We start from the raw sequence: 21731 nt of genomic DNA, 5'->3' as shown, positions 1-21731 counted from the left end.
AATATTGATATATTAATAGTATATACTTTTATCTATCAAAACAACTGGATTAAGTATATCATATCTTATACAAAAGAAGAAACCGAAGTGTGAACACTATTTTAATTTTTAGACATTTAAAAGTTTCCATCCTTGGATATACTCATCTTTATGCAAAAAACAAGCCTTGTTCGAATGAGAATCATCGCGCTTATTCGCATATTAATGCTGCGATTAAGCGCTCATCTCATGAACAAAGCTTGTTATCTGAATCAATCTCTAACGATTCGGCAATGTGAACACTTCCGATAATGGCTCACCATTGCTAAAGCTGAAGAAACGGTAATAATGATGAGATTTATCTTTATAGAACAATTGCCAAACATATTGATTGTTATAAATACCCGGCGTCAATCTAACAATATTGATTCCAGGTAACTGATCTTGTATAATTTTACGAATTTGCTGCTCGGAGACCCCTTCAGACAGCGGTTTCTCCACTGCGGCTTTCCCTTCCGCCATCCAGACCATGATCTCTACACCGTCCGCATTTTTACCTAGAACGACCCAGCACACATCATCCCAGACCGACTTCCATACCTTTTCCGATTCAACAAGTCCGGTCTCTTGTCTAGCCAGCGTTACTGCAGCATTCTCTCCCTGCCAAATATCCTCTTGTATATACAAATAGAAGCGGTAAAGGCCAAAGAAGACGATCAGCAGGATCACAATGGAGAGCAGAATCCATTTGGTTCTATTCTTCAACCTTCTCTTTCCTTCCCAATTAGAGTTCTAATTCTCACCTTAACGGCCGAGAAGGCCCTCAAAGGACGCTTGCGCCTCATAGCGAATGCGCTCTTCGTCCAACGTTAGACATTCACCATGGCGGACAATCTGCTTACCGTCGACCCATACATGCTCTACGTCCTTTGGACCTGCTGAATAGACGATATGAGAGATATAATCCGTCCGCGGCAGGAAGTGAGCTTGATCCGTATTTACGGCGATCATATCAGCCTTCATACCTGCAGCCAATTTACCTGTATTCTCCAAGTAGAGCGATTTCGCCCCATACTCCGTCCCCATACGAAGTGCTTCAAGCGCAGGAACAGCTGTCGGATCACCGGATACCCCTTTATGAATAAGTGCGGCTAGCCTGATCTCTTCAAACATGTCGAGATTGTTATTGCTTGCAGGACCATCGGTACCAAGCGACACCGTTACTCCAGCTTTCAGCAACTCCGGTACTCGTGCTACCCCGCTGGCAAGCTTAAGGTTGCTTCCTGGGTTATGAGAGATAGCTACCTTATGAGCAGCAAGAATCTCAATCTCTTCATCAGTCAGATGTACCGCATGAGCAACAAGGGAAGGACGAGAGAAGAAGCCCAGATTAAGTAGATGTTGAACTGGACGAACGCCATATTGGTCCACATTTTGCTGAACCTCGGCTTTTGTCTCAGACATATGTGTGTGTAATGGCAAATCGAGATCATGCGCTGCTTGCACAAACTTCTCAATATAATCTGGCGGACATGTGTACGGAGCATGCGGCGACATCATTGTTGTTATCCGTCCATCCGCCTTACCGTGCCAATCACGTGAAATGCGAATCGCTTCGGCCAGCTTCTGTTCCTGTACTTCAGGCGGGCAGAGACCAATAACACCGCGTGTCAGAACGCCGCGGATTCCAGCGGTCTCCACAACTTTGCCCACTTGATCCATATGATCATACATGTCTAGGAAGGTTGTAGTACCACCCTTGACCATCTCCAAGACGGACAAAGATGAACCCCAAAATACATCCTCTGGAGTAAACTTTGCCTCCATCGGCCACATTTTCTGCTCAAGCCATTCCTGCAGTACCATATCATCACCGTACCCACGCAGTAATGACATCGCTGTATGTCCGTGTGAATTGACGAGGCCCGGCATAAAGAGCTGGCCTTTACCATCATAGGTCTCTGCTCCTTCTACGCCTTCTGGACGCTCCTCGCCGATATAAGAGATTGTATCTCCTTCGATCAACATATAACCATGGACGATCGGATTCTTCTCATCCAGCACTGCAAACGTACCATTTTGAATCAACCATTTACGACTCATCTTTCGGTAATTCCTTTCCACTTTGCAAATAATAAGCAAGACTAATTAGATCTGTTGTGAAATCTGCCGCATGGATCCGCACGTCAGATGGAACCTTGATAATCGTAGGCGCAAAGTTCAGAATCGCTCCGATTCCAGCAGCAACAAGCTGATCGGCAACGCGCTGCGCTTCCACATCAGGTACTGTAATAATTCCAATTTGAATATGTTTGTCTCTTACCGTCTGCTCCAATTCCTCGATCGGTTGGATCGTAATATCATTGACCTTCTTACCGATCTTATTTGGAGATGCGTCAAAGACTGCAATAATCCGCATATTATCCTTCACATAAGTATTATAATTGGACAAGGCTTGTCCCAGATTACCTGCACCGACAAGTGCCACATTAATCTGCTGGTCCAAATTCAGAATTTGCCGTATTTTCTCGATCAAGTATGAGACGTCATACCCAATCCCCTTACGGCCAAAATCACCGAAATATGCGAGGTCCTTACGGATTTGAGCTGGATTTAAATCCAGCTTTTGTCCGAGCTCCTGGGAAGAAACCGTTAAGACCTCACGATGGCTTAATTCGTTAAGAAAACGCAAGTATACAGGCAATCTGCGTACAACCGCATCTGAAATTTTTTCTGATTTCATATTATTTCCCCCTACAGGTGCAATTTTAAGATATTACGACTCTTCATCATCGTTTAGCCATTCTGAGATCCGTGGAACCATCTGAGAAAGTGTCATATGTTCCATTTTCGGTCCCGGCAAAGAATAAAGAAAGTACTTGCCATAATAAGATTCTAGAATGCGAGTATCATAGACAATGACAATTCCACGATCCGCGGATGAACGCACTAAACGCCGAACCCTTGCTTGAAGCGAATTACTGCCTGAGGCACCGACAACTTCATGAAGGGGTTCTTCTTCTCTCTGCAGCCGCTCGCTCTTGGCTTCGACAAGCGGATGATTCGGCGGCTGGAACGGAAGGCGAACAATTGCAAGGCTCGTTAAAGCTTCGCCAGGAATATCTACTCCTTCCCAGAAACTGCTAGTCCCGAGCAGCACCGAGGCTTGCTGACCTTGAAAACGGCGGGTCAGCTTCGTTCGGCTGCCGCTATCCATTCCCTGTCCAATAACAGTTATGCCTTCATCAGATAAAAGCTCTTTTAACGGATCATACACTTGGCGCAGCATTCGATAGGAGGTGAATAGAACAAGCATCCTACCCTTGGTAGCAATTGCTGAGTCCGCCAAAGACCGTACCAGGGTCTGTACAAAATAATCATCGCCAACACTACCCTTAACGCTTGGAAAATCCCGCGGTATGAGTACTAACGCCTGCTCCCTGTAATTAAACGGAGAAGGTAGCATCGCAGACATCAATCTGTCCTCATTAGCTGCTTCCTGCAAACCAAGCTGCTCAATCACATATTCGAATGATTTATCAACTGTCAATGTAGCCGAAGTCATGACTACACTTTTCTTCTTATCGAAGAAATATGCCTTTAATTGAGCACTAACATCAATCGGCACCGCAAAGATTTGCAATGAACGATTGCGGTAGTTCCCATTAGCCTCGAGCCAATATACCGTATTCTCATCTTCCAGCTTCATGAAGAAGCGAAGCGTCTCACGTTCATTGGCCAAATCTTTAAGTAGTCCACTGATGTCTGTAATCAGGCTCTCTGAACCATAATCATCCTGTTCCTCGCGGATTTCGGCCACCATCCGCTCCCCTTTGCGGAGGATGTCCCCTAAGGTAATATATATCGAGTTCTCTAATGTAGTTAGCGCATCCCAGGCCTTGGGCTTCTTATCCGGCAGAAGTCTAGTTACGAACTGTCCCGGATCTCCAGGAGCCGCATCAGAACGCTCAGGTATCAATGCGAATAACAATTCGCTCAGCTTGTCCCAAGTCTCCTTCACTTCGATCAGCGATGGATACATCCCGTCAATGACTGTTATCCATTTCATTGCTGCTTCCGTTCCCGCTTGCTGAAGCATGGAGTGCAAGGAGGGAAGCTGCCCTGTCTTGCTATCCTTGAACAATCGGGTTAGCGTATGAACAACTGTAAAATATTTGAGTTGCAAGCCGAGATGCTTGCCAGCAACATCCTCAAGATGATGAGCCTCGTCGATGACCAAACGATCATAGCTCGGCAGAAGCTGATGTCCAGCCTGTATATCGGTGAATAGCTTAGAATGATTCGTTATAACAACATCGGCTACGCCCGCTTCATGCTTAGCACGATGGTAGAAGCATTTCCGGAACCAAGGGCAAGAGCGCCCAAGGCAGGACTCAGATTCACTGGCCACCGTCTCCCAGAAATCACCGCCGCGATTTCCAAGATTAAGCTCTTCATCATCCCCGGTTTCCGTCTGAGCGAGCCACACGATCATTTGTGCGGCCGTCATCACCTCTTCTTTTGGGGTTGTGAAATCTCTTCTATTTATTTTATGTTCAAATTTGCGCAAACACAAATAATGTTGCCTTCCCTTGAAAATTGCGGCCTGAAACGGAAATGGAACTACCTCCGTCAAAAGCGGAAGATCCCGTTCCCTTAGCTGCTCCTGCAAATTAATCGTATGGGTGCTGATCATAACCTTTTCATCCTGCTTCACGCTATGGTAGATCGCAGGAAGAAGATATCCAAGCGACTTCCCGGTACCCGTACCAGCTTCAATCAAGAGATGCTTATCTTCATCAAAAACCTGCATCACTTGTTCCAGCATCATGGTCTGGGCTTCGCGTTCTTCATATTCAGGCAGCTTCAGCTGTAACTGTTCTCGGACCTGCTCCATGAACTGTTCAAAGGATACGTCCTTCAGTGGATTTACGAGCATATGATCCCGGGCTGGTTCAATATCCATCCAGTCATTGACCTGGAGGGCAAATTGTCGGTAGTATGTGAACCCATCCGGGTTAACACCAAATTCCTTCTGCTGCTTCTCTTGTAGCATTGCATCAAAGAACCAGGCCAGATCACTGTCTTCATTGTTGAACAGATCTGACAGCCTCTGAAGCGTAAGCAAAGGCAACTGCTCTATCTCTTCCAGACACTTAAGGAAGATCAGAGCCGTGGCTAGAGCATCGCTATCTGCCTGATGGGGCCGATCATGCTGCACATTGAATTCCTGTGACACCAATCCGAGCTGATAAGTGGACAGCGAAGGAAAGAATATTTTCAGAAAGTCCATCGTATCGAGAATGCGTCCAGAAAAGGGCATGTATCCCGTCTTATCGAGAGCGCTCTGTAAATAATTGAAGTCAAAAGCTACATTATGTCCTACCAGAACTGCATCATCGAGTAATGGAACCATCTCCATCATGACCTCGTCCAATCCAGGCGCATCTTTGACATCCTCTTCAGTAATTCCGGTCAACCCTGTTATAAATGGAGGAATAGGGATTCCCGGGTTTACATAAGAGCGATAAACTTGTGAAATTGTCAAATCATGATCTATAATGGCAAGTCCTGCCTGAATAATCTCATCAGAGGATTGATTGCCTGTAGTTTCAAAATCAAGTACCGCGTATTTCATTTCTCGTTCCTAAGTCCCTTCAATCCAGTCTCATAAACAGCATAACAGAATATAGCCAATTTGAAAATTAACTAACATTTTAAGAAGTTGCCTTTGAACACGCATTTTTAAAAAAAGAACAAAGCGATGCCCCGGCATATGACGAGTGCATCGCTTGCAGTTAAGTCGCTGTTTAGCTCGGCTCGATTCATTCTGTTCGTTACATTAATGGAGACAGTTCATCTCCAAATTTCAGCTTCCCTGAACTGTTGTCACAGGCCTGCAGATTCATCAGAGGTTCAGGTAGCGTTGGGTCGCTTCGATGGGCTAATGCGAAGTATTCCTTCGCTCGCAGACGTTTCCCATTCTGGGCTTCGATACAGCCCAGCGCATTGTAAATAATGGAACGAAGCCTATTGCTGGTCGCCTTATCCAGCACAGCGATGAAGTGAGAGGAAGCTTCGGATAATTGCTGCAAATGTAGATGACACATCGCTAAATAAGTCCGGCCAACAGGACTATCCGGGTAATCATGCACAACGAGCTGGAACTGTTCGAGTGCTTTTGAGAACATCAGGAGCTTATAGTAACCTTCCCCTTTCTCATAGGCATCACATTTCATCTCAGGAAGTACATAATCGACGGCTTCAGCCTCACTCCAATTTTGCCTGACCGCTCCCATCTTCTCTTCAAAGCTCAGCCATTCTTCAATAATTTCGTCACTCATGTGCTTAAGAAGGTTCCATTTTTGCGTGAGCTCCTGCTTCTGCGTTCCTTGGGCAATCGGATAAAATTTAGATATCTCATCCAACATCTCATTCATTTCCGCAAACATATGTTGAAAAATCATCCGCATCCCACCCCTTAAAAATGAAATCAGTGCGAGCAATCAGTGCGAGCCTTAAGTTCATTTTTTGTTTCGGGGGACTTTTCATTCCCGCAGGCATTAATTGCATAACCCAACTGTGGAACCTTCGCTGAGCGCTGCCTCTGGGGTCGCCCTTTGACATTAACGAATGGTCGAATGTAACTCCTTGGAAGCCATCTCGACTGGTTTATTATCTTCTCCGACAAACACGACTGTCGGCTTGTAGTTTCTGATCTCTTCATTAGACATTTGAGCGTATGAGATAATGATGACTGTATCCCCAGGCTGTACCAAACGTGCTGCTGCTCCATTCAGACAAATCACACCGCTACCTCTAGGACCAGGAATTACATATGTCTCCAGCCTCGCTCCATTATTGTTGTTGACGATTTGCACCTTCTCATTCTCTAGAAGGTCGGCAGTTTCCATCAAATCTTCATCGATCGTGATACTCCCAATATAATTCAGATTTGCCTCTGTAACTGTTGCACGGTGAATTTTGGATTTCATCATTGTTCTATACATGGATAGCCTCCCCCTTTCCTGTTAACAATACATTATCAATCAGTCTTGTCGTACCAAATTTAACGGCCACAGCGACTAGAATCGCTCCAAATACCTCCAGCTCACTGTTGAAGGAATTTGTCAGCTGAAGCGCGGTTAAGCTTGGAAAAGCGGCTATCTCCACATAATCGATCTCTGCCAATGGTTCGCTCTCAATCTTCTGAGTAAGCTGTTGGCGTGCTTCCAGAACCGTTACCTCTTTACCGCCATATACATCTGCTTCCAACTGCTTCAAGCTACGTGACAGAATCAGCGCCGCTTGGCGTTCCTCAGCACTTAGGTATACATTTCGCGAGCTCAGAGCCAGGCCATCGTTCTCACGAACGATCGGGCAAGGAATTATTTCTAGATCGAAATTAAGATCTTTGACCATTTGTGCGACAACAGCAACCTGCTGAGCGTCCTTTTGACCGAAATAAGCTCGGTTTGGTGCAACGATATGAAATAGCTTGCTGACCACTGTAGTTACTCCATCAAAATGACCAGGACGGGAAGCTCCGCATAACTTCGAGGTTAGCTCTTCTACAGCTACTTTCGTCTTAATTGGCTGTGGGTACATTTCTTCTACACTTGGCATAAATACGGCATCAACACCTTCGTGTTCTGCCAATGCCAAATCACGTTCCGCATCTCGCGGATAACGGTCCAAATCTTCATTTGGTCCGAATTGAATCGGATTGACGAAAATGCTCAGTACAACCAGATCATTCTGTGCTCTTGCTTTTCTCAACAAACTGGCATGGCCCTCATGCAAATATCCCATTGTAGGAACCAGTCCAACCTGCAGTTCCTTGCCTTCCTTCATAGCGGCGATACGCCCGGATTTCAGAAATTCTTTTAGCTCAGATGTCGTAGTAAATACTTTCATGAATGAGTTTCCGCCTTTCCTTTACCATACAGATTATCCAGAACTCCATCTTCGGCGGCAAATACATGCTCCTCAGCAGGGAACTGCTTAGCCTTAACCTCTTGCACATAAGCAGAGATACCGCTGCGAATTTGCTCCCCTATATCTCCATAGGTCTTAACGAACCTTTTATTGCGGTAATTCGAAGTATATTTAAGTACATCATGATATACAAGCACCTGCCCGTCACATCCACGACCAGCACCAATTCCAATGGTAGGAATACTCAGCTCAGATGAGATATAGGCTGCTACCTCTTCTGTCACAAGCTCCAGCACGATGCCAAATGCACCTGCTTGTTCCAATGCTCTGGCGTCCTCAAGCAGCCGCTTCGCATCGGCTTCATCCTTGCCTTGAATCCGGTAGCCGCCAATTTGATTGACAGATTGCGGTGTAAGTCCGATATGGCCCAGTACCGGAACTCCGGACTGAACAATTCTCTTCACGGTATCAGCGATCTCCGCTCCACCTTCCATCTTGACGGCTTGGGCATGCCCTTCTTGCATAATCCGGCTTACTCCTCGTAGCGTCTCGTCGATGCTTCCGTGATATGTCATAAACGGCATGTCAGTCACGATGAACGTATTCTTGGCGCCTCTGGCTACCGACCGGGAATGATAGACCATATCATCCAGTGTGACAGGTATCGTCGTATCATAGCCCAGCACGACATTTCCAAGTGAGTCTCCAACTAGAATAATATCGACCCAGCCTCTTCGGCAAGTGTAGCCGATGGATAATCATAAGCTGTAATCATGGAGATCGGGTCGCCATCCTGCTTCATCCGTTTCATTTTCACAATGTTTAACATTTGTTTTCCAGCCATAATCATGTCTCCTCTTACGTGTCGTTTTCGATGCGGTATCTCGAACACAACAAAAAAACCTTTTAGTTACGCACTAAAAAGGTCCGAATCCAAAGAAGAGTCACTTTCGATCGTCCCTTCTGTCTCGGTCCTCTTCGGCTCTGAGCAGAATCCAACGCATACTACTTGACGTTATATTTACTTGTAGCTATACGCGTCTATAGCTTGTGTAACAAGCTATTCCTTGATGAATACTTAAATCTGCTAAATCGTCATGCAATACCGCTCGACAAGAGTGCAGTTCGATATCTCGATACCGCCTCCTGCGAACAGTATAACAAATTTATTTTTATCAATAAAGGGGTTGGATCAACTATGTAAGTTGAACTAATGATTGTACGGATGAAAGCAGCCGTGTGAAATGTTCTTCCGATCGCTGTTGTTCATAGTTCAACCCAGCTGGATTTCGCCGGAGTAAATCGTCCGTTCCTGCCCCTGCTGATCGGAAATCAATAAGGCGCCTGACGGATCCAGGCCAGTTGCAATCCCGCTGCTCTCTCCCTGCGGTGTTTTGATCTGTACCTGACGTCCTATCGTTACGGATAAGGCTTCCCATAGGTTACCGATCGGAGCAAAGCCCTCTTCATTGTATAGATTGTACAGTTGCTCCAGCTCGTACATTATTTCTGCAATCAGCTGCACCCGATCTTGCTTGCAGTCGCTCTCGATCCGAAGCGAGGTCGCAACGGAGCGAAGCTCTTCAGGAATATCCTCCAGCAGCAGATTCACATCAATGCCAATGCCAACGATGCAATATTTGATCAGCTCGTCCTCACTAATCGATTCAACCAGAATCCACATAGCTTCCGGCCCTGAATGAGCAGATCATTAGGCCACTTGATGCCGACATCAACCCCGCTTACCTTGCGCAGGGCACGACAGACTGCCACCGCTGTCAACAGTGTAAGCTGAGCTGCAAAGGCGATCGGTTGGCGCGGCCTCAGTAGCATGCTCATCCAAATCCCTTTGCCGGGTGGAGAGTGCCATTTCCGTCCTTGCCTACCACGTCCCACCGTCTGCTCTTCAGCAATCATTAATGTTCCCTCAGTTGCACCTTGCTCGGCCAATGTCCTGACTTCATCTTGAGTCGACTTAACAACTTCCTGAACGAGGATCTGACGGCCGAATGTTGTGGTCTGTAGTCTCGATAGCAAATCTTCTCGATGGATTCGTTCTGGTGAATGAATCAGTCTATAACCCTTACGTGAAACCGCCTCAAATTCATAGCCATCCTGTCGAAGCTTATTAATCTGCTTCCAGACCGCCGTCCTACTGATCGACAGCCGCCGACTTAATTCTTCGCCTGAGATATACTGACCGGGATTATCCAGTAGCATCTGCAATAAATGATTAGATTCCATCTCGATTCACCACGTCCTTCGCATGCTCCAACAACGCTTCACGGTCGTTGATCAAATCGCCCATAGCTACGGACTCCAGCAATTGCTTCATTAGCTGCCCGAGCCATGGTCCTCCCTTCTTGCCGGTACACTCTATTACATCACTGCCAGCTATAGCTAGATCCCGCAGTTCATATACCGTTAGCCCCTCATGCCACGCCTCGGCTTGATTGAGGAGACTGTTCAAGAAGCCCCACTCAGCCAACTGCTCCCATACGGGAACGGGAGAGTTGGCTTGAGTGAGCTCTTGTAGCAGCGCTTGATGACATCCAAGCCAATCAGTTACCGTCTCCCGGCCACAAGCAAGCTCTAAGGAGATCCAGGCGCGTCGCAAATTCTGTTCTTCCTTACGATCTTCTATAGGAAGGGAGGTTATATGGGTCATCCACTGCTCATCGAATCTAATCAGTTTAATAGTCCGCTCCACAAGCGAATTGGAGAACGTCCACTGACGCATCAAACTATCGGCTTGATCTGCGCTAATATTCAGCCCTCTCAGCAGCAAATATAGACGCTTCACTAGACCAGTTACTAACGGATGCTCCATTGTTCTTAAATAGTTTTCTCGCAGCGGTCCAGGATAAGAGACGGGATATTTCACCTCATCGATCATACCGCTACGCTGAATCAGGGCAAGTCCACGCAGTGGGCGGGGCCCTTCAATAACTCGTTCAAGTTCCGCCCGAATTCGTTCCATGGCAATGAAGGATAGCATCTTCTTCCCGGATAATAGAGCTCTCCACAAGCTCTTCACCGGTCTAAAACCAAAGACGGAAGCAAACCGGATTGCCCTCATCATCCGTAAGGCATCCTCTTCAAAGCGTTCCCCTGCCTGTCCGACACAGCGAATCAAACCGGCAGCGATGTCCCCTCGTCCAGCGAACGGATCGATCAGTCGTCCGTCCATACCGAGCGCCATCGCATTCATCGTAAAATCACGACGCTGTAAATCTTCTATAATCGCATCGACAAATTCAACCCGAGATGGCCTGCGATGATCCTCATAATCCGATTCTTTACGAAATGTCGTCACTTCGAACGAATATTCGCCCATGAGTACCATCACTGTTCCATGTTGAATCCCCGTAGGAACAGTACGATCAAAAAGAGCAATAACCTGCTCAGGTCTAGCCGAGGTAGCGATATCCATATCATGGACCTCTCGGCCCATAATTTCATCTCGCACACATCCCCGACAAATAAGCTTCATAGTCATGAGCGATCAGTGTATATAACACCGCTTCCCCCTGACGATACATCAGGGGGTCTACCTGTTTCCATGAATTCATTACAATGCAAGCCTCCATGCTAATATACGATTCCTCTCCCTACGCTTCACTCGCCTATATCCAATGGGACGAAGCAACCAGAGGAGATTAGCTTACCGATGTGAGGCCAGGCACTTCGCGATTCAGCACACGGTAATAGATCGCTTCATAGATAGAGGTAATCCGGTCGCTGCTGAAATCATTTCTCGCGCGATCCAGACAAGCCATCTTCACACGCTCCGCCAGCTGGGTGTCAGAGAACAGTGAGATACAATACTCAGCCATTTGATCTGTATCACCAATAGGAGCAAGGAAACCGGTATCTCCGTGGGTGACGAGCTCCGGAATACCGCCTGCTATCGATCCAACTGTCGGTACACCGCAGGCCATCGCCTCCAAGGCAACAAGACCAAAGCTCTCCTTCTCCGAAGGTAGTAGCAGAACGTCTGCCATCGAGATGACATGAGCAATATCGTCTTGTTTGCCAAGGAAGTGTACCTTATCACTAAGACCCATCTCCTTGATCTTACATTGAATCTTAGGCAAGTCGGGACCTTCGCCGACGAGCAGCAATTTGGAAGGAATCTTGGTAGTTACTTTTCCGAAGATATCGATTACATCGCTAACTCGTTTGACGGGACGGAAATTAGAGATATGCATAAGCACCTTCTCCCCGGGAGCAGCAAAATCATCACGGCACTCCAGACAAGGTCTAGGATAGTACACACGCTCATCCACGAAATTGTATGCCAAATCGATATCCCTCGATATATCAAGGACTTCACGAGTCTCTCTGATTAAATCCCGCGATACGGAAGTAACTGCATCGCTTTCGTTAATAGCCAGTCGGATCAGATCCTTAAGCGATTCATCTTGAGCAAGCACGGTAATATCCGTTCCATGTAGCGTCGTAACCACTTTTAACCGGTCACCGACCATCTGTTTGGCCAGAAAGGCACATACCGCATGTGGCATTGCATAGTGTACATGCAATATATCGAGATTCTCCGTCTTGGCAACCTGAGCCATCTTCGTAGCCAGAGATAGATCGTAAGGCGGATAGCGGAACACATAATAGTCGCTGACCTCAACCTCGTGATAAATTATGTTCTTATGGAAACTTCCTAATCTGAAAGGTACTCCATGACAAATGAAATGAACTTCATGGCCCTTCTCTGCTAGAAGTTTACCAAGTTCGGTCGCAACAACCCCCGAACCTCCCAGTGAAGGATAACATGTTATGCCAATTTTTAAATGCTGGTTCATTGGCGGGGGCCTCCTTATAATGTAGTGGTCGATATGTTCCTATATAACTTATGAACGCCGAGTTCCAAATAGATTAACAATATATGGGGTCTTGACCGCGAACCCCTCGGCATAAGGAATAAGCTTACGCTGACCAATCAATGAATCCCGGGCCTTAACCCTTTCTACATATCCTTGATTCAGCGGCGTAAGTGCTACTTCTTCCTCCTTCGGCTCTGTTCCAAACTGCGAGCGGTAGCAACCCAGGGCTTGCTCCTTCATCGCATAATTGTCCGTTACATCCACGAGCAAGTCAGGAGTTCTCCAATCGTTAATGAAATAGAAGTAAAGCTCTGGCGCAGCCACTGCAGGCTTGTCCGGCATATAACGGCGCAATTTGCTATTGAATGCAGCATCCTCAACCAGCTTACTGCAAGCAATATGATCTGGATGACGATCTTCCCAATAAGGCGCAAAAATAATCGCCGGTTGATATTCACGGATTACCGCAGTAACCGCAGCGATCTGCTCTGCAGAACCGTTCAAGCCGCGATCTGGCAATCCGAGGTTCAGGCGCAGTGTGACCCCAAGCAGCTCAGCAGCTGCAACGGCCTCCTGCTTGCGGAGTTCAACATTGCCGTTAGAGGATAACTCAGCTTCCGTCAGATCGCAAAGGCCGACTCTATACCCGGCAGCAACCTGCTTGGCAATTGTACCGGCCATTCCAATCTCGGCATCATCCGCATGTGCGCCAAAAATTAAAATATCAAGCGGTTCGCTCATTACTTCAACTCCGGTTTCATCAATTCAACCAGTTCGCGCCAAGCAAAATCTCCACGATCCAGGGCACGAACGAGAATTTCCGCCGTAGCCATATTCGTAGCAACTGGAATACCATGCACATCGCAGAGACGAAGCAGCGCGGTAATGTCAGGTTCATGCGGCTGAGCCATCAGCGGATCGCGTAAGAAAATAACAAGATCCATTTCATTCTGGGCAATCAGCGCCCCGATTTGTTGATCACCGCCCAAAGGACCGGATAAGAAACGATGAATTTTCAGACTGGTAGCTTCCATAATTCTCTGTCCAGTCGTCCCCGTTGAATATAAATTTTTCCCTTGAAATACATGTTCATAAGCAACTACAAAATTGACGATATCTTCTTTCTTTCTGTCGTGGGCAATAAATGCAACGTTAAGCATTCTGTCTCATCTCCTACTCTTCCATAAAATGTTCGAAACCGTAAACCATTCCTTTACAGTTCAGAACCTTCTTCACTGCTATATTAACACCAGGCATGTATCCTGCGCGATCATAAGAATCATGGCGAATTTTCAAAGTCTGGCCAAAATCCCCGAATACGACCTCTTCTTGAGCAAAGATCCCCGGAAGACGAACGCTATGTATCCGGAAGCCATTGTAATAACCCCCACGCGCCCCTTCAATGGTCTCCTCTTCATTTGGATTGCCTTGTCTATGTTCCTTACGGTTGTTCGAGATTAATTCGGCCGTCTTGATCGCAGTTCCGGAAGGCGCGTCAAGCTTCTGATCCCCATGATATTCGATAATCTCCACATTTGGAAAGTATTTAGCCGCTTCGGCCGCAAATTTCATCAGCAGAATAGCGCCGACGGAAAAATTGGGAGCGATGAGCCCGCCTATTCCTTTGTCCTGGCACAGCTTGTCCAGATGCTCGATCTGCTCCGGCGTAAAGCCGGTCGTACCGGTCACCGGAGATACTCCAAGTCTGATCGCCAATTCAGTATTGGCATATGCAGTTTTAGGTGTTGTAAAATCAACCATAACTTGCGGCTTACTCTCAAGCAAAGCAAGTTCCAGATCAGATGTAATCGCGATTCCGCATTGCGACTTACCAACCAATGTTCCAGCGTCCAATCCTTCTTCTGATGGACTTACTGCCGCTACCAATTGAAGCTCTGAATCCTTAAGCACCATCTTAACGACTTCTTTGCCCATTTTGCCGGTTGCACCGACAACGGCTACTCTAATTTGTTCCCCCATTTTTAATCCCCCTTCACTTGAACTAAGTTGATGACTGATTCAATTTGTTTTCCAGTTGTTGTTCCAATTCAGCGAGTTGCCTCGTAACCACTTCGTCCTGAGGCAATGAGTAAGCCTCGCGTAGAGCAGACAGGGCGGCATCATATCTCCCCATCTCACCATATGCAATTGCTAACCATGCCTGTACCTCGACGGATAAAGGGTCCAGCTCACCCGCCCGTGCAAGCAAACGGACGGCCCGTTCAGATCGGTTAATCGTATCATCTGCTGCCCCCTCTAGATGCCTTCTGGCAATCCCGAGCAGCTCTTTTGCCCTTAAACAATCAAAGTGCAGCACATATTCTTTATGATTTGGCGCAAGCGTCGTCGCAATGCTAGCATGTACTAGTGCTTTGTCGAGGCAATTGCTGCGGGCGCTAGTGATCGAATGGCGATAATGAAGATCAGCATTATCCGGTTCAATACTTAGTGCCTGTTCAAACCAATAGAGTGCCTTCTCAAAATCATTCTCATAAATGCTGCGATACGCTTCGCTTAAATACTGTTTCACCTTCATCTGCTGCCCCCTAACCAAAATGGGCTGATTCATTAATACAGCATATGAAGGTGCTCCTTATTCGGTGTCCTTTTTCGTCCATCGATCCGCATCACGGGTCGAGAATTTTCGCATCACTTTATCATGAGCCTCCGTTAGATCAATTCCGAGTGAGTTGGCGAAGCAAATCGTAATAAAGAGAATGTCTCCTAATTCCAGCTCAATCGAGCCCTCCGGCTCGTCCGGCTTCTTGGGCTTCTCTCCATATGTATGATTGACCTCTCGGGCAAGCTCGCCGAGCTCCTCACTCATCCGCGCGATTAATGCCAGTGGACTGAAATACCCTTCCTTGAATTGCGAAATATACTTGTCCACTTCGCGCTGCATCTCAGCTAGAGATTTCTCATTCATCCTATCACCCCAACTTGTTGTCTAAATTAATTCTTATGTTATCGTAACAGGAAATTGAAAACAAATTCTTTTTAGAGATATACTATGAGTGCGTGCTCAAAAAGGACTCTAGAACAACCTCTATGAAAGAGTTGCGTAAATTGATTATACTACTCACCAGTAAAGGAAGAAATGAGTAATATGAAAAATATCACAAATTATGCGCGATCCGTTGTTCCGATTATTATTGGAACAGCCATTTATGCTTTTGGCCTACTATATTTTATAATACCGAATCAGCTTATGGAGGGCGGAGTTACCGGTATTACAATTCTGCTGAAGTACGCCTTCGGTTTCTCTCCGTCTGTTTCGAACTTAATTATTAACATCCCCCTATTCCTGCTGGGTTGGAAAATTCTCGGCGGGCGGCAGATGATTCTGACCGGTATTGGGATCTGCTCCCTCTCTTTCTTCTTATGGGTATTCGAACATATTCTCAGCCAAGGCTGGATCGAAATGTTAGAGACCGATTATATTCTCGCTACGATGTATGCAGGTGTAACGCTTGGCGTTGGTCTTGGCATTGTCTTCCGCTTTGGTGGAACGACTGGCGGCTCCGATATAATTGCTCGGATTCTTGGCCGCAGATTTGGTTTCAGCATGGGACAGGTCATCCTCAGCATCGATGTAATCATCATTGGCTTATCTCTCTTTTATGTACGTAAGGAAAATATTCTATACACGCTCGTTGCCGTATTTATCGCCTCCAGAGTGATCGATTTTATTCAAGAGGGCGCCTATTCAGCCAAAGCATTCATGATCATCAGTGACCATGCTGAGGCGATTGCAGATATCATCACGAATGACTTAGAGCGAGGCGTCACACTGATTCCCGCCAAAGGAGCCTATTCTAAGCAGGATAAACCAATGGCTTACTGTGTCGTATCACGACAGGAGATCAGACGTCTTCAGAGCATCGCTAAATCGGTGGATCCCAGAGCTTTTATTATCATAAGCGATGTTCGCGATGTTCACGGAGAGGGCTTTCGCGAAGAATAATGAAAGAGGTGCCCATCTTTGATGGGCACCTCTCTTAAATTGATTAGAAGCGGAAGCGATCATTCTTTTCTTTATTACCAGGAATCGTGATCACCGTCTGGTTCGCCCGGTATTTTCGGTAAGCCGTATAGAACAAGGCTAGCAGTATCCAACCACCGATGAGCAGACTCCAGTTCCACGGATTTCCATATCCGGCGATTGGGAGAAAGACCTGTTCATCCCCCTTTTTGCCGAACAGCTCCTTAACCAACGCTTCTCCTTGCAACAGAGTACGAGTTAGTACAGATGTATCTGCTTTTGTATCATTCGTTAAGCTGTCAACATAATACAACCAGGAATCAAAGCGGTTGATCTCTGTAATATCCTTACGGATCACGACTGCCGGACGAATCAATTCGTAATGTGATTTCAAGCTAAGATAGGCCTGTCTTAATGCCTCTCCGCTCCCTGTGTTATGAGCCTGGTTCATTCGCTGTAAATCCTCACCCAACACTTTATAATACTGATGCCACATTGCCTGCTTCGGGTGAGTAAGACTGTTCACAGCTAGCCTAAGCCGCGCAGATGAACTAATCCATTCCTCTTGCCCATCTACGGCCTTGGCCAAAGTCTCCTTAACATCCATAATGCTCTCAGCCAGAGCATGAATTCCCTCTACCGAAGTCAACCCTTTGAAGGACAGGCGCTCCAGCGCTTCAATGACTTGTTCCATATCCTGATTCGCTCTCTGTGTATTGCCCTGCTGCATGTCTTGATATAACAACTCCGTTGCCTCTTCCAGTTGCCGTAGCTTGTCTGCTCTTTCCTGCTCCGTTATTTTGACATCCGCAGTCGATGCGACCGGTAGCTCGTCAGCATAAACCTGGGATCCTTGCAGGAGCAGCAGGATAATAGACAAAGCGGCTAATAGACTAGATCCTTTCCATTTCACGGACATCCCTCCCTACCATCATGTTATGGTAGGCTGTCCACGCTTAGAACCTGATCTGTAGAGGTAGTTCAAAAAGTCCGCTTTTGATCACGAAATAACACTGAGAGTTATTCGACATTGAATCTTGAATTCAGTCGGGCCTTCCGGTGCTCACGTACAAAACACGTACGCTACGCTCCTCATGCCCTAGCTTCATCCAACCTTCTCGGTGCTGAAAACCGAACTTTTTGAACACGTACTATAAGCTTACTACCATCGTTTTGCCGCCTTGAGCGCCATCCAACCAGCAAGTGCACTGGCGCAGGTTAGGGCAAAGGTAAAGATCATCACCGTGTTCACATCATTCCATAGTACTTCTGGCAACCACGGGTAAACCCCGAAGCTGTAATCAATCAGGTCATTCAATAGCGCCCAACACCACGCAGCTATCAGCATCAATGTGCCGAATTTAAACAGGCGAACATATAATAAAGCTTCGACCGCCATAGCCAGATGGGATGCGACCAACATCCAATCCTGCCACCCCAGTGCATTTCCCTGGGCTGCTCCTGCAAAAATAATCGTGACCGCCCAAACTCCGTATTTGATACTCGTTACGACAGCTAATCCTTCAATTATCGTACGGATGAAATAGAATTTGCCTAACTTCTTAGGGAATAATAAAAATAATAGAGCTGCAGTAAAGAACAAACTAGCTGTAGGACTGTCTGGAACAAATACAATCAACCAATGCGGCTGAGTCTCCCACGTCATCCGCAGCTGATCATCGTACCAAATATATCCGTAGATCGTTCCGAGCAGATTCACAATAAATAGACACCATAATATGTATTTATTCCCGAGCAATGACTTGCTCCACAAAATCGACAGCCTCAAGCCTTATTCTCCTCTCCATTAGGCGGGACTAGCCCGATAGATATGTAAAAACCTGATCGTATTCACGATCAGGTTCATCCAGCTATTACTATTTTACAGTTTCAGCCTTCTGCTTCGCAAGCCAATCCGCTAGATGATCGATATCATCATCGCTTAAGCCATTCGCTTTCGCAGTATCATACATTGGTTGCATTCTACCATTAAAGCCTTCTTTAATAATGGTCAGAATCTCATCTTTATTATGTTTATCACCTATACCGCGTAGCGATGGCCCACCTCCACCTTTCAAATCTCCGCCATGACAACTGATACAGGTCGCCTTCTTAAAGGATTCCATCGCTGGATCATCCTTGTCAACGATAGCAATCTCTTTATTCTGAACGGCATTCGTTGTCGGTAGACCCTTCTCCCGATTCTCACGCGCCTTCTCTTCACGCTGGATATGCTCCGGCTTAAGGCCTGAAGCCTTCAGCTCGTGTTGATAGTGCGTCCAGGCGAAATTGGTCAAATAGACCAACGATGCTATCGACAGAAGCATCAACGACGACGCAATCGGCCGCTTATAGAATCTGCGCTCCTTGCCACGATCGAGAAATGGAGCCAACAATAGAGAACCAAAGGCAACACCTGGAATCCCAAGCGTTCCGAGAACTACAAAATCTCCAGAAGCATATGGATATTTCAAGTATTGGTACAGGAACAGAAAGTACCAGTCTGGCATTGGAATGACCTGAGCACTAGGGTTAGCCGGAAATCCGAGCGGTGCCGGTTCGGAAATCGTGAGCACGAGGAACCCGACAAGCACGACAACACCAACCATCCATTCCTTCAGCAGAAAGTTCGGAATGAACGCTTCTGATTTTCCGGGATAAGCCGTGTAGTCGGGAGGTGTAACAAAGCCATCGCCTTTACGAACACGAGAATCACCGACATATACGACTTTTTCTTTCGATTTGTCTCCGTGAGCCATGTAAATGCCTCCCTTCATTCATTAATATTTAAATAGAGGTTGTTCATGAACTCACACTTATAGAGGTCCGGAGATCCCTTGTCTGCGGATCATGATAAAATGTCCTACCAGTAAGAGCAGCAGTACTGCCGGAAGGAAGAAGACATGGATCGCGAAGAAGCGGGTCAGCGTTTCGGCACCGACAATAGTTCCACCTTGCAGCAATTCCTTAATGATCGGTCCCAGTACCGGAACTGAATTAGCAATCTCCAGCGTAACCTTGGTTGCGAAATAGGATTTGTTATCCCATGGCAACAAATAACCAGTCAGACCGAGCCCGATCATGACGAAGAAGATCAGCATCCCAACAACCCAGTTCATTTCACGTGGTGCTTTGTAAGAACCAGTAAAGAATACGCGCAACGTATGTAGGAACATCATTACGATAACAAGACTTGCTCCCCAGTGATGCATCCCGCGAACGATCTGCCCAAAGGCAACCTGGGTCTGCAAATATTCAACACTGGCATAAGCATTCACAATATCAGGTACATAATACATCGTCAGGAACATTCCCGACAAAATCTGGATAACAGTAATAAAAAACGTCAATCCACCGAAGCAATACACAAAGGCGGAGAAATGATGCGCCGGGTTAACATGTTCTGGTACTTCATGATCAGCAACATCTCTCCAGATCGGCGTGATATCGAGACGTTCGTCAATCCAGTTATACATATTCTTAAACATCCGAATCTACGCCTCCTTACTTCACTCTTGTATTGGCAACAATGTCGCCGAGATAGACCCAATCATCCTTGAGCATAACCTTATACTCATCAAGCGGTTTCGGTGCAACTGCAAGTTGCTTACCGTCCTTCGTATAGTGCGCTCCGTGACAAGGACAGTGGTATTCGTTAGGAAAACTCTTGTCATTGTTCCAACCGACCGTACATCCTAAATGTTTACATATCGGTGAAAGCGCATAAATTTTGCCGCTCTCGTCTTTACGAATCCACGCCGTGAGCGAGGCGACACTGGAATACCAGCCATCCTGCTGTGGAAGTTCAAAATTGAACTCTTGCGGCTCATTCGTTATTTTGCTGGCTTCGACCACTTTAATGAAAGCGCCCTCGCCCTTTTTATGCAAAATCGGATCTACGGCAAAGCGAACCATCGGAAGCGTCACTCCACCTACCATAAATGCAGTAGCGCCTCCCAAGGTATATGTAAGAAACTGCCGCCGGGACATTTCCTTACGGATGGGCGGTTTATGCGACGATTCATGCTCGTCATGCGGATTGCTCATAATGTCTTCAACCCCCTTTTTTCGCCAATTGATCTTTAATGATCTTCCCTTTTCAATGACAATAATCACATGAATATGTAAGACAGTTTAATAATATATTAGCGTTTTGAGAGCGTCAAGAATTTGACACATATTTTCCAAGGATAAACAGTAGGTTTGCTTCCAAAATGTCGATAATTTGTCACAATTAATCCGACTCAGAACTTTGCCATAGTGCTTGAACTGCTTGTCTAATCTGTTCTACTCCTTCGGGCGTCTTATAGTTCGGATAATCTAGTGCCGTAAGGATAAGATCCGCATCATTCAACGCTTCTGTCTTCAACTCTGCTTGAGCTGATATTACAATGGCGTACTTGAATCCAGATAATTTGATATTACGACATACGTCATTGATAAGCTCCGCGATCTCTGTACTACCATATTGAAAAGCTGGATAAGTAACGACCCTCCCTTTGAACGGAATCTCGACGCAATCCATAATATCCCTCAGCCGTTCTAATTTGTCCGTCACTTCAAACGGTTGCTCTAACCCCGTTAGTGCGGTGACCGGAAGTAGGCAAGTGTCCAGATAAGGACGGAGTTCCTCCCAGGCTGTTGACTCTATCTCACTAAATTTCATGCAACATTCCTCCCCTAGTATCACTCTTATTATAGTCACAGAGATGTCACATTTGAAGGGCAAATTTACCAACCGATAAAGAAATAGTCCCCCGTCCACGCCCTATTACAAAAAAAGAAATGCCGAACGGCATTTCTCTAATGTTTCAATGTCTTCAGTTCATCCGTAAGAAGTCGGAAGGCCACCTCATCGCCTTTTGCCAGGGCAGAATCAATCTCGCTATATATTTGCTCTGACCTGTGCTTGCGCAGCGCCTCATCCCAGACCATCTCCGCCGCTAAACTGAGCATCGCTTCATAAGTAACCTTCATTTGATCCATAGGATGCA

General features: G+C 46.4%; 22 protein-coding genes and 2 pseudogenes. 1 reads left to right on the top strand and 23 read right to left on the bottom strand.

The features are described 5' to 3' along the window. Positions 1–258 precede the first annotated feature (258 nt). From RE628_RS10725 to RE628_RS10650, 16 genes and pseudogenes are all read right to left on the bottom strand, one after another. Positions 259–744: a cell wall elongation regulator TseB-like domain-containing protein gene (locus RE628_RS10725; RefSeq protein ID WP_309158680.1), complete on the bottom strand. Its 486-nt coding sequence runs from the start codon at positions 742–744 to the stop codon at positions 259–261. 39 nt (positions 745–783) lie between these two features. Then, entirely contained in the window at positions 784–2082 is a 1299-nt protein-coding gene (locus RE628_RS10720; RefSeq protein ID WP_309158679.1) for an amidohydrolase, read from the bottom strand. After that, the gene (locus RE628_RS10715; RefSeq protein ID WP_309158677.1) at positions 2072–2722 is read right to left on the bottom strand and encodes a redox-sensing transcriptional repressor Rex; all 651 of its coding nucleotides are present in this window, start codon (positions 2720–2722) and stop codon (positions 2072–2074) included. The genes RE628_RS10720 and RE628_RS10715 overlap by 11 nt, the downstream gene beginning before the upstream one ends. A 33-nt stretch (positions 2723–2755) precedes the next feature. After that, positions 2756–5617: an ATP-dependent DNA helicase DinG gene (dinG, locus tag RE628_RS10710; protein WP_309158675.1), complete on the bottom strand. Its 2862-nt coding sequence runs from the start codon at positions 5615–5617 to the stop codon at positions 2756–2758. A gap of 199 nt (positions 5618–5816) precedes the next feature. Continuing rightward, positions 5817–6446, bottom strand: a complete 630-nt coding sequence (locus RE628_RS10705) for a tetratricopeptide repeat protein (RefSeq protein ID WP_309158674.1) — start codon at positions 6444–6446, stop codon at positions 5817–5819. A gap of 159 nt (positions 6447–6605) precedes the next feature. After that, positions 6606–6989 carry an aspartate 1-decarboxylase gene (gene panD, locus RE628_RS10700; protein WP_309158672.1) on the bottom strand — a complete coding sequence of 128 codons (384 nt, stop codon included), beginning with the start codon at positions 6987–6989 and terminating at the stop codon, positions 6606–6608. Beyond that, positions 6982–7896 carry a pantoate--beta-alanine ligase gene (panC, locus tag RE628_RS10695; protein ID WP_309158671.1) on the bottom strand — a complete coding sequence of 305 codons (915 nt, stop codon included), beginning with the start codon at positions 7894–7896 and terminating at the stop codon, positions 6982–6984. Before panC ends, panD begins: the two co-directional genes overlap by 8 nt. Then, positions 7893–8761: pseudogene (gene panB, locus RE628_RS10690) on the bottom strand (3-methyl-2-oxobutanoate hydroxymethyltransferase). The gene panC and the pseudogene panB overlap by 4 nt, the downstream one beginning before the upstream one ends. Positions 8762–9190: 429 nt before the next feature. Then, a pseudogene (locus tag RE628_RS10685) lies at positions 9191–10161 on the bottom strand (biotin--[acetyl-CoA-carboxylase] ligase). Further along, positions 10151–11371, bottom strand: coding sequence for a CCA tRNA nucleotidyltransferase (locus RE628_RS10680; protein WP_309158670.1), 1221 nt, complete (start codon positions 11369–11371; stop codon positions 10151–10153). Before RE628_RS10680 ends, RE628_RS10685 begins: the two are co-directional and overlap by 11 nt. A gap of 205 nt (positions 11372–11576) precedes the next feature. Continuing rightward, positions 11577–12734, bottom strand: a complete 1158-nt coding sequence (bshA, locus tag RE628_RS10675) for an N-acetyl-alpha-D-glucosaminyl L-malate synthase BshA (protein ID WP_309158668.1) — start codon at positions 12732–12734, stop codon at positions 11577–11579. Between the two features lie 48 nt (positions 12735–12782). After that, complete coding sequence (gene bshB1, locus RE628_RS10670; RefSeq protein WP_309158667.1) at positions 12783–13496, bottom strand: bacillithiol biosynthesis deacetylase BshB1; 714 nt, start codon at positions 13494–13496, stop codon at positions 12783–12785. Continuing rightward, on the bottom strand, positions 13496–13915 hold the full coding sequence (gene mgsA / locus RE628_RS10665) for a methylglyoxal synthase (RefSeq protein ID WP_309158666.1): 420 nt from the start codon (positions 13913–13915) through the stop codon (positions 13496–13498). Before mgsA ends, bshB1 begins: the two co-directional genes overlap by 1 nt. A gap of 13 nt (positions 13916–13928) precedes the next feature. Next, on the bottom strand, positions 13929–14735 hold the full coding sequence (gene dapB / locus RE628_RS10660) for a 4-hydroxy-tetrahydrodipicolinate reductase (RefSeq protein ID WP_309158665.1): 807 nt from the start codon (positions 14733–14735) through the stop codon (positions 13929–13931). A gap of 22 nt (positions 14736–14757) precedes the next feature. Then, on the bottom strand, positions 14758–15291 hold the full coding sequence (locus RE628_RS10655; protein ID WP_309158664.1) for a tetratricopeptide repeat protein: 534 nt from the start codon (positions 15289–15291) through the stop codon (positions 14758–14760). A gap of 57 nt (positions 15292–15348) precedes the next feature. Next, positions 15349–15681, bottom strand: a complete 333-nt coding sequence (locus tag RE628_RS10650) for a nucleotide pyrophosphohydrolase (protein WP_309158663.1) — start codon at positions 15679–15681, stop codon at positions 15349–15351. 180 nt (positions 15682–15861) lie between these two features. Here RE628_RS10650 and RE628_RS10645 point away from each other — a divergent pair, with 180 nt between their 5' ends. Next, positions 15862–16719 (top strand): YitT family protein, encoded by an 858-nt coding sequence (locus RE628_RS10645; RefSeq protein ID WP_375143068.1) that lies wholly within the window; start codon positions 15862–15864, stop codon positions 16717–16719. A gap of 43 nt (positions 16720–16762) precedes the next feature. On the opposite strand, the gene RE628_RS10640 is transcribed toward RE628_RS10645, so the two are convergent. The 7 genes from RE628_RS10640 to RE628_RS10610 form a co-directional block, all read right to left on the bottom strand. Beyond that, on the bottom strand, positions 16763–17656 hold the full coding sequence (locus tag RE628_RS10640) for a sporulation protein YpjB (RefSeq protein WP_375143067.1): 894 nt from the start codon (positions 17654–17656) through the stop codon (positions 16763–16765). A 243-nt stretch (positions 17657–17899) separates the two neighbouring features. Further along, positions 17900–18526 (bottom strand): DUF1405 domain-containing protein, encoded by a 627-nt coding sequence (locus RE628_RS10635; RefSeq protein ID WP_309158660.1) that lies wholly within the window; start codon positions 18524–18526, stop codon positions 17900–17902. Between the two features lie 88 nt (positions 18527–18614). Beyond that, the gene (locus tag RE628_RS10630; RefSeq protein WP_309158659.1) at positions 18615–19496 is read right to left on the bottom strand and encodes a c-type cytochrome; all 882 of its coding nucleotides are present in this window, start codon (positions 19494–19496) and stop codon (positions 18615–18617) included. A gap of 57 nt (positions 19497–19553) precedes the next feature. Continuing rightward, the gene (qcrB, locus tag RE628_RS10625; protein ID WP_309158658.1) at positions 19554–20225 is read right to left on the bottom strand and encodes a menaquinol-cytochrome c reductase cytochrome b subunit; all 672 of its coding nucleotides are present in this window, start codon (positions 20223–20225) and stop codon (positions 19554–19556) included. Between the two features lie 16 nt (positions 20226–20241). Further along, the gene (locus RE628_RS10620) at positions 20242–20784 is read right to left on the bottom strand and encodes a Rieske (2Fe-2S) protein (protein ID WP_309158657.1); all 543 of its coding nucleotides are present in this window, start codon (positions 20782–20784) and stop codon (positions 20242–20244) included. Positions 20785–20971: 187 nt separating this feature from the next. Beyond that, complete coding sequence (locus RE628_RS10615) at positions 20972–21403, bottom strand: DUF2487 family protein (RefSeq protein ID WP_309158655.1); 432 nt, start codon at positions 21401–21403, stop codon at positions 20972–20974. Positions 21404–21540: 137 nt separating this feature from the next. Then, the gene (locus tag RE628_RS10610) at positions 21541–21723 is read right to left on the bottom strand and encodes an IDEAL domain-containing protein (RefSeq protein ID WP_309158654.1); all 183 of its coding nucleotides are present in this window, start codon (positions 21721–21723) and stop codon (positions 21541–21543) included. Positions 21724–21731: the final 8 nt, after the last annotated feature.

Source organism: Paenibacillus sp. D2_2 (genome assembly GCF_031199965.1).
Classification (GTDB): Bacteria; Bacillota; Bacilli; order Paenibacillales; family Paenibacillaceae; genus Fontibacillus.
This window is presented reverse-complemented; position numbering and strand designations above follow the sequence as displayed.

Excerpts from the sequence above, each read along its gene's own strand:
- bshA (WP_309158668.1), bottom strand. The coding sequence starts at position 12,734 with ATGAACCAGCATTTAAAAATTGGCATAACATGTTATCCTTCACTGGGA.
- dinG (WP_309158675.1), bottom strand. The coding sequence starts at position 5,617 with ATGAAATACGCGGTACTTGATTTTGAAACTACAGGCAATCAATCCTCT.
- RE628_RS10650 (WP_309158663.1), bottom strand. The coding sequence starts at position 15,681 with ATGAATGAGAAATCTCTAGCTGAGATGCAGCGCGAAGTGGACAAGTAT.
- RE628_RS10620 (WP_309158657.1), bottom strand. The coding sequence starts at position 20,784 with ATGAGCAATCCGCATGACGAGCATGAATCGTCGCATAAACCGCCCATC.
- RE628_RS10645 (WP_375143068.1), top strand. The coding sequence starts at position 15,862 with ATGAAAAATATCACAAATTATGCGCGATCCGTTGTTCCGATTATTATT.
- RE628_RS10640 (WP_375143067.1), bottom strand. The coding sequence starts at position 17,656 with ATGTCCGTGAAATGGAAAGGATCTAGTCTATTAGCCGCTTTGTCTATT.
- RE628_RS10680 (WP_309158670.1), bottom strand. The coding sequence starts at position 11,371 with ATGGGCCGAGAGGTCCATGATATGGATATCGCTACCTCGGCTAGACCT.
- panC (WP_309158671.1), bottom strand. The coding sequence starts at position 7,896 with ATGAAAGTATTTACTACGACATCTGAGCTAAAAGAATTTCTGAAATCC.
- bshB1 (WP_309158667.1), bottom strand. The coding sequence starts at position 13,496 with ATGAGCGAACCGCTTGATATTTTAATTTTTGGCGCACATGCGGATGAT.
- RE628_RS10705 (WP_309158674.1), bottom strand. The coding sequence starts at position 6,446 with ATGATTTTTCAACATATGTTTGCGGAAATGAATGAGATGTTGGATGAG.
- RE628_RS10715 (WP_309158677.1), bottom strand. The coding sequence starts at position 2,722 with ATGAAATCAGAAAAAATTTCAGATGCGGTTGTACGCAGATTGCCTGTA.
- RE628_RS10610 (WP_309158654.1), bottom strand. The coding sequence starts at position 21,723 with ATGGATCAAATGAAGGTTACTTATGAAGCGATGCTCAGTTTAGCGGCG.
- panD (WP_309158672.1), bottom strand. The coding sequence starts at position 6,989 with ATGTATAGAACAATGATGAAATCCAAAATTCACCGTGCAACAGTTACA.
- qcrB (WP_309158658.1), bottom strand. The coding sequence starts at position 20,225 with ATGTTTAAGAATATGTATAACTGGATTGACGAACGTCTCGATATCACG.
- dapB (WP_309158665.1), bottom strand. The coding sequence starts at position 14,735 with ATGGGGGAACAAATTAGAGTAGCCGTTGTCGGTGCAACCGGCAAAATG.
- RE628_RS10655 (WP_309158664.1), bottom strand. The coding sequence starts at position 15,291 with ATGAAGGTGAAACAGTATTTAAGCGAAGCGTATCGCAGCATTTATGAG.
- RE628_RS10630 (WP_309158659.1), bottom strand. The coding sequence starts at position 19,496 with ATGGCTCACGGAGACAAATCGAAAGAAAAAGTCGTATATGTCGGTGAT.
- RE628_RS10720 (WP_309158679.1), bottom strand. The coding sequence starts at position 2,082 with ATGAGTCGTAAATGGTTGATTCAAAATGGTACGTTTGCAGTGCTGGAT.
- RE628_RS10615 (WP_309158655.1), bottom strand. The coding sequence starts at position 21,403 with ATGAAATTTAGTGAGATAGAGTCAACAGCCTGGGAGGAACTCCGTCCT.
- mgsA (WP_309158666.1), bottom strand. The coding sequence starts at position 13,915 with ATGCTTAACGTTGCATTTATTGCCCACGACAGAAAGAAAGAAGATATC.